A 12779-nucleotide genomic window follows, 5' to 3' on the forward strand; every position below is an offset into this window, starting at 1 on the left:
AAATTGTGGCTGCCACAATTTGAGGGATCACTATAAAGAAATTAAAAACTCCCATATAATATCCCATTTTATTAGAAGGTAATGAACCTGATAACATAGCATAAGGAATAGATAGAATACTCGCCCAAGCGATCCCTACTCCTACCATTGCTAATAATAATCCTGTTTTATCTGAAAGAAAATAAATAGATATTAATCCAATTCCTCCAGCGCAAAGTGCTAATAAATGGGTGAATTTGTTACTTGTTCTTCTCGCCAGTACTGGTAATAGAAATGCAACTGCTGCTGCAACCCCATTATATACAGTAAACATCACCGTTACCCAATCTGCTGCATCATTATAAAGTACAGAAGTAGTGTCTGATGTTCCAAATACATGTCCTGTTACTGCTTGAGTTGTATAGATCCACATAGAAAATAATGCGAACCAGGAGAAAAATTGAACCCATGCTAGTTGCTTCATTGCCCTAGGCATGTTAAGCATATCTGTAATTATTATGGTAAAACCATTACGAACTTGCTGTTTTCGTAATTGAGATACTATTATAAAAAGTACACCTGCGACTAATAGACCTATAAAAAGTATATATAACTCTTTCGTTAAATCCCTAAAAAAGATAATTCCAGCGAACAAGGCTCCAACTGCAGCCATACTAATACCAGCAGTAAATTGAGATTTAATGTTTTTTTGTTTGTCTACAATCTCGTCATTTACTCTTGAAATTTCTTTATCTGCCTTATCAAAAGCAGCTAATTCTGCTGGTGAGTATTCTTTAGACTTAAAAACTGTCCAGAGAACTGCTAGTAAGAAAACCACACCACCAACATAGAACGACCATTTTACAGAGTCGGGAATAACTCCTTCTGCTGCAGTATTGCTAACTCCAAACCAGTTGGTAAACATATAGGGTAATAATGAACCAACAACGGCGCCAATTCCAATAAAAAAACTTTGCATTGAGAAGCCTAAGGTGCGTTGCCTTTCTGGAAGATTATCTCCAACGAATGCCCTAAAAGGTTCCATAGAAATATTAATGGATGCATCCATGATCCATAAAGTTCCTGCTGCCACCCAAAGAGTAGGCGAATTAGGCATAATGAATAAGGCTAAAGAGGAAAGAATAGCTCCTATTAAAAAGTAGGGCCGTCTTCGTCCTAGTTTTGTCCAGGTTCTATCACTAAAATAACCTATTATTGGCTGAACTACTAGTCCAGTAACTGGGGCAGCTATCCATAGAATTGGAATATCCTCTACTTGTGCTCCAAGAGTTTCAAAGATCCTCGAGGTATTAGCATTTTGTAAAGCAAATCCAAATTGAATTCCTAAGAATCCAAAACTCATGTTCCAGATCTCCCAGAAACTAAGATTGCGTTTTTGCATATCGTAAGATTAAATTTCTACTACGACAAGCACTATGACTCGTCAAAACGTATTTACGGAAGTGAAAATATCAGTTTTGACTAAAATTATAAGTTGGTAAAGATATATAAAATTTTAAATGCTCAAAGAGAAATTATCGTTTTGTAGAATTACGCTCTACTAAACCGGTTTCAATAATTATCGTTTCAAAGGGCTCATCCTCAGATTCATCGTTCTCTAATTTTCTAATAAGCAAGCGGGCTGCCTGTGCGCCCATCTCTTCTCCATGCTGATTTATAGTGGTTAAACTTGGGATAAATCTTTTTGAAAGTTCTCCATCTGTAAAGGCGATTACAGAAACATCCTTTGGCACATCTAAGCCTTGTTCTTTAAAAGCTTTAATTGCGTAAATCGCAAAATGCTCATTCACGGCAAAGACCGCATCCATAGCTTTATCACTTAAAAATTTGCTTATTTCTATTTCACTTTGGTCAAAATCATCCACTTTTAAGATCAAGGATTCATTTAACTCTATATTATTTTCAGATAATGCTTCTAAATACCCTTGAGTTCTAAGTTTTCCAACACTTACATAATCTATGGTACTTATTAGCCCTATGTTTTTACAACCTATATTTATTAAATGTTGCACTGCTTTTTTTGCACCCAAAGTATCATCAATAATTACCTTATCGCAATTAATCTCTTCTATAACCCTATCAAACATCACCAAAGGCATCCCCTGTTCTATCACCTCTGTTAAATGATGATAATCTCTTTTTTGCTGAGTCTCCTTAGCTACTGAAAGAATGAACCCATCTGTACTTCCATTCGCCAAGATCTCCATATTTATTACTTCTTTATCAAAAGAGTTGTTGGAGGTACATATTATTACATGATAACCCTTTTCGTTAGCCACCTTTTCTATTCCGCTTATCACGGTTGTAAAGTAATGATGAACGATCTCTGGAATGATTACACCAATAGTCTTGGATTTTCTGTTCTTTAGACTAAGAGCAATATTGTTAGGCTTGTAATTATATAGCTTAGCGAAGGCTTTTATTTTTTGACGAGTGTCTTCACTAATTTCAGCACTATCACGCAAAGCTTTAGATACAGTAGAAACAGAAACATCTAATTCTTTAGCTATCAATTTAAGGGTTAATCTTTTCTTCATAGGATATTAAAAGTAGGCAGTAAGTAGTTTGTTGTAAGCTACAACAAAATTACAAAAAAACGCTTATAAGAATTAAATACGAAAGTTGTCAACACGAAAACGTTTTCGTAGTGTCCGTAAGGCAAATGCGCAAGAAATTAACTTTTAGTTTACATACATTTAACCTCAGGAAGTGAAAATATACAGTTAAATTTTATTCAAATTAATCAAAATTATTTATGGAAAAATTTTTTAAAAGTTCGTTGATTCTGCTGTTAATGCTACCGATGAGCTTTTTTGCCCAACAAAGCTTAAGCGGTACTGTTACTGAAAGCGCTACCGGATTACCGGTTCCTGGGGTAAATATTATAGTAAAGGGTACAAGTAATGGAACAATTACCGATTTTGATGGTAATTACACTTTAACTAAGCTTGAGAACGAAAACGTTTTAGTATTCTCCTTTTTAGGATTTAATACCAAAGAAGTAATCTATTCTGGTCAAGCAACTTTAGATATTCTATTTGAGGAAAGCCAGAATGCTTTAGAGGAAATAGTAGTTATTGGATATGGATCTGTTAGAAAAAAGGATGCAACTGGTGCAGTGAACCAAGTTTCTACCGAAGAATTTAACAAAGGTCAAATAAGTACCGCCGGGGAATTAATAACCGGTAAGATTGCCGGAGTTAATGTTACCTCTGGAGGTGGTGCACCTGGTGAAGGTCAAAATATTGTAATTCGTGGTCAGGGATCTTTATCTTTAAATAGTTCTCCTTTAATAGTTGTTGATGGAGTTCCGATAAGTGATCTTAATGTAGGAGGATCAAGAAATGCTCTAGATTTCATTAATCCAAATGATATTGAAACCATGACCGTTTTAAAAGATGCGTCTTCTACAGCCATTTACGGTGCTAGAGCTGCAAACGGAGTGATCTTGATCACTACTAAAAGAGGAACCGGACAAGAATTTTCATTTAACTATTCTGGATCTACCAGTATTTTTCGTCCAACAGATTATGTAGACGTTTTAGATAGTGAGCAGTTTAAAACCTTAATCAATGAAGTTGGAACTCCAGAGGCTATAGAAAAACTTGGTACAAGTAGCACGAACTGGCAGAAAGAAATTTATAAAGAAGCAATTGGTTACAATCATGATTTAAGCACGATGGGTAACATTGGAGGTTTTATGCCAACAAGAGCCAGTATAGGTTATACAGATCAAGATGGTATTCTACAAGGAGACAACTTCTCTAGAACTACTGCATCTGTGAGTTTACGTCCAACTTTTTTAGATGGTCATATTAAAGTAGAAGTAAATGGTCGTGGAATGTATACTGAAAATACTTTCGCAAATAGAGATGCCATTGGAAGCTCAGTAGATTTTGATCCAACTCAGTCTATTTTTGATGCTAACTCTCCTTATGGAGGTTATTTTACCTGGTTAAATAATGAAGGAGTTCAAAATAATTTAGCTCCAACCAACCCAGTTGCATTGATTAATCTTAAAGATGATACTGCAGAAGTTAGAAGATTAATTGGAAATGCTAAAGTAGATTACAAATTGCATTTCTTTCCAGACCTAACCGCAACAGTAAATATTGGATATGATAAATCAAATAGTCACGGTAGAAATATAGTGTCAGACCAAATGCCTTCTTCCTCTTTAGACTGGAATGGTTCTTATTCAAATTACGTTAATAACGCGACGAATCAGTTATTCGATGCCTATGCAACCTATTCTAAAGACATAAATCAACATTCAATTTCGGCAGTTGCAGGATACTCTTACCAGAAATTTGAAAATGATGAGTACAGCTTTGATAGCGAAGCTCAAGAAGATGGTAATGATTTTGAATTCATAAATAAATGGAGAAGCACGTTACTTTCTTACTTCGGGAGAGCTAATTATAATTTTGATGACAGATATTTAGTAACTGCAACCCTTAGAGCAGATGCATCCTCAAAATTAAACCCAAACGATCGTTGGGGATATTTCCCATCATTTGCAGTAGCTTGGAATGTTTTTAATGAAGATTTCTTTAATTCTAACACAATAGACCAGTTAAAATTGAGAGTTGGGTATGGAGAGATTGGAAACGTTAACGGATTGGGAGATTATAATTTCTTAACTAGATACACAGGTAGTAGATCTAATGCTAATTATCAATTTGGATCTGGATATTTTCAAACCTACCGTCCAGAAGGAATTAATGAGGATTTAAGATGGGAAATTGGTAAAACTTTAAATGTCGGGATAGACTACTCTCTTTTTAATAGTAGAGTTTCTGGTTCTGTTAATGCTTATCTTAAGAAAACTGAAGACCTTATTAGCTTTGTAACTATAGATCCTTTTACCAATTTCTCTAACGGAATTGATAAGAATATTGGTGATATGGAGAATAAAGGAATAGAGTTTGAAATTAACGTAGTACCTGTACAATCAGATAATTTAAAATGGAGTATTGGTTATAATATTTCATACAATAAAAATGAAATAACAAACCTTCCAGTTCAAGTTGAAAAAGGTGGTATTAATGGTGGTACTGGTAACAATGTACAGCTTCATAAAGAAGGTTATTCTCCACTTAGTTACTGGGTTTACAAACAAGTTTACAATGAAGCTGGAAGACCAGTAGAAGGAGCTTATGTAGATAGAAATGGTGATAACCAAATTAACGAGCTGGATAAATACCTATACAAAGATCCTTATGCAGATATTATAATGGGATTAAATACTAATGTTAACTTTAAGGGATGGGATTTAGCGATAGTCTCTAGAGCTAATTTAGGTAACTACGCTTATAATAACATGGCATCCAGTAAAGCGCATGAAGATAGAGCCACTGCTAATAGCATCCTTACTAACTTACATACAGATTATTTTAATGCCGGTTTCCAAACAATTACAGAAACTAATCTTCAAAGTGACTACTACGTGCAGGATGCATCATTCTTTAAATTGGACAATATAACTTTAGGACACACTTTTGCAAATATCTCTGAAGACTCAAATCTTAGAGTGTATGGATCTGTACAAAATGTATTGACCATTACAGATTACGAAGGACTTGACCCTGAAATAGGTGGAGGTATTGATAATAGTTTCTACCCTAGACCTAGAACCTTTACTGTTGGTGTAAATCTGAACTTCTAATAATAGAAATATGAAAATGAATTATATAAAAAGATTAATATTAATCATTCCGGCACTTATAATAGTGTCGTGTCATGCCGATCTAGATCAAACACCTATAGATCCAGATAGTTTTACTGAAGCTGATGTGTTTGTGAATGCTGAAGAAGCTAAAGGAGCTTTAGCTAAATTATATGCTAGTTTGGCCCTAACAGGACAGGAAGGTCCATCTGGTCAAGCTGATATTTCTGGAATTGATGAAGGAACTTCTCAATATTCTAGAATGTTATTCAGCTTAAACGAACTTACTACAGACAATGCAGTTGTTGGTTGGGGTGACCCAGGTCTTCCAAATTTACATGCAATGAGTTGGGGAGCAAGTAATGACTTTACTACAGCAATGTATTATCGTTTAGCTCAAGAAGTTTCATTTTGCAACTCATTTATCTCTAATGCAGAATCATTAAATGATAATGCTGAAGTTAATGCTTACATCGCTGAAGCTAGATTCTTAAGAGCTTTTGCTTACTACAACTTAGTAGATCTATATGCAAATGTTCCTTTAGTAGACAAAGTTTCTACAGATTTACCAACTCAGTCTAGTCGTACAGATGTTTTTAACTATGTAGAGTCTGAACTTCTGGAAATTCAGGATCTATTGAAAGATAGTGGATCAAATGAGTATGGTCGTGTAGATAAAGTGGCTGCTTGGGCACTATTATCTAAACTTTATCTTAATGCTGAAGTTTATATAGGAGAGCCTCGTTATTCCGAGTCGGTTACATTTGCATCAAAAGCAATAAACTCTAGTTATTCTATTAATACTACAGACGCTAATGGAAATGGTTCGGCATATGACGAATTGTTCCTTGCAGATAACAATACGAATGGAGCTCAAAAAGAATTTATTTTCGCAATAAATTTTGATGGAGATCAATCTAGAACCTACGGAGGAACTACTTTCCTTGTTCACGCATCTATTGGAGGTACTATGAAACCTTCCGATTTTGGTGTAAATGGTGGATGGGAAGGTCTTAGAACTACAAAAGCTTTGGTAAACAAATTTGATTATGCAGTTACAGCTAAGGACGATGATGAAAATCCAACATCTTGGGCAGATGGAAGAGCAATGTTTCATAGTGATGGTCAAAATTTAGAGATCAATAAAATTGCAAATACATTTACAGATGGTTATGCCGTAACAAAGTTCAAGAATATAAAATCTAATGGAGAACAAGGAAGTGATGCTGGTGGAGATTTTGTAGATACAGATCTTCCTTTAATACGTTTGGCCGAAATTTATCTTACTTATGCAGAAGCTGTTTTAAGAGGTGGTTCTGGCGGTGATCAGCAGACTGCCGTGGGTTATATTAATGAGCTAAGAGAAAGAGCTTTTGGTGATAATACCGGAAACATCAACAGTGGTGATCTTACACTAGATTTCATCATAGATGAAAGAGCAAGAGAACTTTATTGGGAAGGTCAAAGAAGAACAGATCTTATACGTTTTAATGATTTTACATCTGGTAACTACCTATGGCCTTTTAAAGGCGGTGCAAAATCTGGAACGTCTGTAGAATCATTTAGAGCATTATTCCCTCTACCAAGCAATATAATTTTAATTAATACTAATCTTCAGCAAAATCCTGGCTACTAATAAATAAAAAACACAATGAAAAAAATAACAAACTTATTCATAGCGTTTATCGCAATCATTAGCTTAAATGCGTGTTCAGAGGACGATGAATTTACATTTACCGCTACACCAGATCCAGAAGGAATCTCGTTTACAAACTCTACATTAGAAGTTTATACGCTTAAAGCCGCGAATGCCGATAATTTAGCGGAGAGATTTGTATGGAATGCGGTAGATTTTGATGTTCAGACACCTATTAATTATGAGCTTCAAGGTTCTGCTTCAGAATCATTCGAAAGTTATTCAGTTTTAGGAGATGTTACTGCAACTAATCTTTCTGTAACTGTAGCTTCTATGTTAGACCTTGCTGCAGAGGCAGGTTTAGATAATGACCCTGAAACAGACCTTCCTAACACAGGTAATCTATATTTTAAAGTTAGAGCTTATGCTGGTAGTGATACCGGAAATGTTGTAGAACAATCTTCAGAAGTTTTATCTCTTGCAGTAATTTTACCTGAGGCATCTTTAGAAGAAGGTCCTTCTTTTAAAGAATTCTATTTAGTTGGAGATGCAACTGCTGCAGGATGGAGCAACGATAATAATAACACTCCATTATTTAGAGATGCAACAAATGAGAATATCTATTACTATACTGGAAGATTTGCTGGTGGAGATGAAATAGAAGGATTTAAATTGCTTGAAACATTAGGTGATTGGGATTCTCAATGGGGTGTAGATGGAGATTCTTTTACAAGCAAAGCTATTTTAGGAAATGATCCTTCTGCATTTGCTGTAGATTCAGACCAATACTATTCTTTAACCGTTAACAGAGAAGCGTTTACTTACTCTTTTACCGCTTTTGATGCTAGCGCAGCTGCTACTTATGATGTTGTAGGTATCGTCGGAGCCGGAACTTCTGTAGGATGGCCAAGTGACGATAATCCAACTCCAGATATCAAAATGACTAATTCAGATTTTGATAAACATATCTGGCAAGCAAATGATGTTGTTCTTACAGATGGCCCAGTAAAGTTTAGAGCTAATCTAGCCTGGGATGTTAATTGGGGAGGTGGAGAGAACTTCCCTAGCGGAATAGCAAATGGTGATGATATCATGGCTTCAGCGGGAACATATACTGTTTGGTTTAATGATATTACTGGACGTTATACTTTTATTCCGGTAGTAACTGAATAAATTTTAGATTTTAATTACACTAAAGCTGTCTAAAGATTAAGGCTTAACCTATTTCTAATTATTAGAAGTTAAGTTAAATCTTAATAATCCTTAGGCAGCTTTATTCATTTTAAACAATTACAAATGATAAAAAAAATAATATTTGGTGCTGCCGTTTCCGTCTTGATATTCGGGACATCATGTTCTACAGATAATGATCCTGTAGATCCTACAGACGATGTTGTTGGTGGTGGAGAAACACCAGAACAAGTAACAGCTAAACCTTTAAATTTATCCAGCTACGATAATGGTTCTGGAGTAATGATGCAGACTTTTTACTGGGATGTAGAACCAAGACATGAATGGTGGAAAATTCTTAACGATAAAGTTGCAGGATGGGCAGATGCCGGAGTAAACAAGATTTGGTTACCAGTAGCCACAAAAGGACAATCCGGTGGATATTCTATGGGATACGATCCTTCAGATTATTTCGATTTTGGTGAATATTTCCAACAGGGCACCCTTCCTACCAGGTTTGGAACTCGTGAAGAATTGGAAACCTTAATAGCTAGTGCACACAGTGCAGATCTAGAAGTGATAGCAGATATCGTGCTTAATCATAATTCTGGAGGTGGTGAGGAATTTAATCCCTTCAGAAATAAGAACACCTATACTTTATTTGACGAAACTCATGGGAATGCCTCTGGAATGTTCAATAGAAGTTATAAAGATTACCATCCAAATGATATTCATGAGAGAGATGCAGGAGATCTTTTCTATTCAGAGCAAGATGTGTGTCATGATCAAGAATATGTGCAGCAGTGGTTTTGGAAAAAAGAGAATTCGGTTGCCAAATATTACAAAAATGTAATGGGATTTGACGGGTGGAGATTTGATTATGTAAAAGGATTTGAACCTTGGGTAGTTAAAGCCTGGGTAGATGAAATTGGTGGTTTTGCCGTAGGTGAGAATTACGATGGAAATAGTGCGGTACTTGAGGAATGGGTAGAAGCTTCTGAAGCATCTGCGTTTGATTTTGCATGTTTTTATAAAATGGAGGAAGCTTTTGATAGAAATAATGATCTTACTTATTTAGGAAAAGATATGTTACGTAAAACATATCCAGATAAGGCGGTTACTTTTGTTGCCAATCATGATACAGAAAAAGATGATAACGAGGATAACCGCATAGATGAGGCTAATAAGATGAAAGCCTATGCTTATATTTTAACTCACGATGGGTATCCAACAATTTTCTATTCAGATTACGAAAATGCTGATTTTAAAGAGGAGATAAAAAACATGATTTTATTGCACAACACCTTAGCAACTGGAGATGTAGAAGTGCTTTATAATGACAATGATGAATATATAATGAGAAGAGCTGGAAGCACAAATAATCCAGGTTTAGTATTATATATAAACACCAGCGGAAATACTAAAAGACGTGAAATAGTAACTAATTGGACCTCCAAAAAGTTAATGGATTATGGAAATAATTCTTCATATTCTCCAACTACTGGAGGAGATGGTGTAGTGAGTATAGAAGCTCCAGCAAATTCTTATAGTATCTACTCTATTATGGAGTAAGAGTTTCAATTATTTAATAAAAAAAAGGTCGGATGATAACTCATTCGGGCTTTTTTTTGTTGAATTAATCTTTAACTACATTGAATTTATAGGAGATCTTATTTGTATAGGTATCCCCTGCATTTAGAATTGCAGAAGGAAAATTTGAATGATTAGGAGCATCAGGATAATTTTGTGCCTCTAAACAAATAGATGGAAATTGCTTACTAACTCTTGTATTGTAATTCCAATGATGAGGTAAATTCTTCGGAATAAAAATCACCACCGCTGGCTGATTGGTTTTCAAAATAAGCTCTATCTTAGTTTTTGCTGAGTAAACTCTTGCATCTGTTTCATCTAATTTATCCAAAACAAAAGTATCATCTACTTGAATATTTTCTATCTTTTTAGAAACCGAAAAGTTCTTTTCAGTTTCTAAATTCAGGGTTCTTAGAATTCCAATTGGTCTTAACTTAGCATCTACTTCCAGATTTTTAGCTGCATTAATTTGTAATTCATGACCACTAACACTCCCCTCTCCATTTAAATTGAAATATGTATGATTGGTAAGATTCACTATGGTTTTTTTGTCACTTTTTGCAGTGTACTCTATTTTTAATTCATTCTCTTCAGTAAGAGTATAGCAAACCTCAACTTTTAAATTACCAGGATACCCCTCTTCTCCATCTTCAGAAAAACAACTAAGAGACATAGAAGGATTTTCACCAAATGTTTGAGAATTCATATTCCATATTTTATGTTGAAGTCCTCTAATTCCTCCATGTAAATGCACCCCGTCATTTTGAAAAAGCTTATAATTAGTTTCATCTAATTTAAATTCACCATCAGAAATTCTTCCTGCATAGCGACCAATAGAGGCACCAAAACACATGTTTTCTTGTAAATATTCTTCTGTTATGTAATCTTCTTTCTTTTCAGGGCCAACTACAATATTTATTAAATTTCCTTCTATATCATTTATTTTTAGGCTGAAGACCGAAGCGCCTAAATTCAAAATTTCTAAAGTAGTTTCAGCTGTATTTGTAAGTTTATATATTTGAAGATTGTTTGTAGTCATGAAAATTATAGTTAAGTCCGGTTAAAATTTAAACGAACTTCAAAGGTCGTAATTATTTATTTCTGAACATTTCACTTTTATAATCTTATCTACTTCATTATATATTACTTAAAAAAACCCCAAGTGAAAGTTCACTCAGGGTTAATTGAAATATTTATTTTAAAATTAAAAATCCCGAAGAATTAAAATCTTCACTGAAGAGGAGCAATTAAATTCTTGGTAGATCTCCTTCTCCTTTAAGAGGCAGATCTGAAGAACCCATTAAATATTCATCTACATAATAAGCAGCTTGACGCCCTTCTGAAATTGCCCAAACTATCAATGACTGACCACGTCTCATATCTCCAGCTACAAAAATTCCGGGCACATTACTTTTATAGTCTTCAATAGAAGCCTGAATATTTGTTCTAGCATCCATCTTTAAACCAAGCTGTTCCGCCAAAGTTGTTTCACTCCCTGTAAAACCTAAGGCTAGCAACGCGAGATCACAATCCCATCGTTTATCTGTCCCAGGAATTTCTTCTAACAGAGGTCTTTCTCCTAATTTATGTGTCCATTCTACCTCTGTAGTGATCAAGCCAATAAGATTTCCCTGTGCATCCCCCAAAAACTCTTTTGTAGAAATACTCCATTCCCTGTCTGCACCTTCTTCATGAGAAGAAGTTGTTTTAAGCTTCATCGGCCAATAAGGCCAAGGCTGATCTGCTGCACGATCTACCGAGGCCTTTTTCAAAATCTCAAAATTTAGTACACTTTCTGCTCCTTGTCTAAATGATGTTCCAATACAATCACTTCCTGTATCTCCTCCCCCAATTACCACTACATTTTTTCCTTTAGCTGAAATTTCATTTCCAGAAAATTCTAGTCCATCTACTCTTCTATTATTTTGTCCAAGAAAATCCATGGCTTGATGTACTCCTTTTAAATGCGCACCTTTAATAGGCAATTGTCTGTTAACTGTGGCTCCTCCACAAAGCACAATTGCATCATGATTTAGTTTCACTTCTTCAATGGCAATATTTTTCCCTACATGAGCATTTGTAATAAATTTGATGCCTTCCTGTTCTAAAACTTCCAATCTTCGATCAATAACATTTTTCTCCATTTTAAAATCTGGAATTCCATAACGAAGTAATCCTCCAATTTTCTCATCCCTTTCATAAACAGTTACCTCATGCCCAGCTCTATTTAATTGTTGTGCTGCAGCTAATCCAGCCGGTCCAGAACCAATAACTGCAACTTTTTTATCAGTTCTATGCTCCGGAATTTGAGGTTTCACCCAGCCATTTTTAAAAGCTTCTTCGGCAATGTTCTTCTCTATATTTTCTATGGTTACCGGATCTTCATTGATATTAAGCACACAGGCTTCTTCACATGGGGCAGGACATAACCTTCCTGTAAACTCTGGAAAATTATTAGTGCCATGTAAAATTTCAGCTGCTTTTTGCCACTTTCCTTGGTAAACGGCATCATTAAAATCTGGGATAAGATTCCCTAAAGGACAACCACTATGGCAAAAAGGAATACCACAATCCATACATCTAGCGCCTTGATCTTCTAATTCAGATTCTTTTAGCTTTACTGTAAATTCATTATAATTATCAAGTCTATTTTCAACCGGTGCGTAATCTTCTGTCTTTCTTTTGAATTCCAAGAATCCTGTTACCTTTCCCATT

General features: G+C 35.0%; 8 protein-coding genes. 4 read left to right on the forward strand and 4 right to left on the reverse strand.

Going from position 1 to position 12779, the window contains the following annotated elements:
• Window positions 1-1381: MFS transporter (locus tag I130_RS07535; protein ID WP_034921031.1), on the reverse strand; the 1381-nt coding region annotated here is incomplete at its 3' end.
• Window positions 1382-1514: 133 nt separating this feature from the next.
• A complete protein-coding gene (locus I130_RS07540; protein WP_034921033.1) occupies window positions 1515-2537 on the reverse strand; it encodes a LacI family DNA-binding transcriptional regulator in 1023 nt (340 codons plus the stop codon).
• A gap of 218 nt (window positions 2538-2755) precedes the next feature.
• Between I130_RS07540 and I130_RS07545 the strand changes: the two genes are divergently transcribed.
• The 4 genes from I130_RS07545 (at window position 2756) to I130_RS07560 (ending at window position 10046) form a co-directional block, all read left to right on the forward strand.
• Entirely contained in the window at window positions 2756-5668 is a 2913-nt protein-coding gene (locus I130_RS07545; RefSeq protein ID WP_034921036.1) for a SusC/RagA family TonB-linked outer membrane protein, read from the forward strand.
• Window positions 5669-5678: 10 nt separating this feature from the next.
• The gene (locus I130_RS07550; protein WP_034921037.1) at window positions 5679-7304 is read left to right on the forward strand and encodes a RagB/SusD family nutrient uptake outer membrane protein; all 1626 of its coding nucleotides are present in this window, start codon (window positions 5679-5681) and stop codon (window positions 7302-7304) included.
• Between the two features lie 15 nt (window positions 7305-7319).
• On the forward strand, window positions 7320-8477 hold the full coding sequence (locus I130_RS07555) for a SusF/SusE family outer membrane protein (RefSeq protein ID WP_034921040.1): 1158 nt from the start codon (window positions 7320-7322) through the stop codon (window positions 8475-8477).
• Window positions 8478-8600: 123 nt separating this feature from the next.
• The gene (locus I130_RS07560; RefSeq protein ID WP_034921043.1) at window positions 8601-10046 is read left to right on the forward strand and encodes an alpha-amylase; all 1446 of its coding nucleotides are present in this window, start codon (window positions 8601-8603) and stop codon (window positions 10044-10046) included.
• Window positions 10047-10110: 64 nt separating this feature from the next.
• Here I130_RS07560 and I130_RS07565 read toward each other — a convergent pair whose 3' ends face one another.
• Both I130_RS07565 and I130_RS07570 read right to left on the reverse strand, forming a co-directional pair.
• Window positions 10111-11103 carry an aldose epimerase family protein gene (locus I130_RS07565; protein ID WP_034921046.1) on the reverse strand — a complete coding sequence of 331 codons (993 nt, stop codon included), beginning with the start codon at window positions 11101-11103 and terminating at the stop codon, window positions 10111-10113.
• A 208-nt stretch (window positions 11104-11311) separates the two neighbouring features.
• Complete coding sequence (locus I130_RS07570) at window positions 11312-12778, reverse strand: glutamate synthase subunit beta (protein ID WP_034921049.1); 1467 nt, start codon at window positions 12776-12778, stop codon at window positions 11312-11314.
• Window position 12779: the final 1 nt, after the last annotated feature.

It is taken from the genome of Gillisia sp. CAL575 (assembly GCF_000403785.1).
In the GTDB taxonomy this organism is placed as follows: Bacteria; Bacteroidota; Bacteroidia; order Flavobacteriales; family Flavobacteriaceae; genus Gillisia.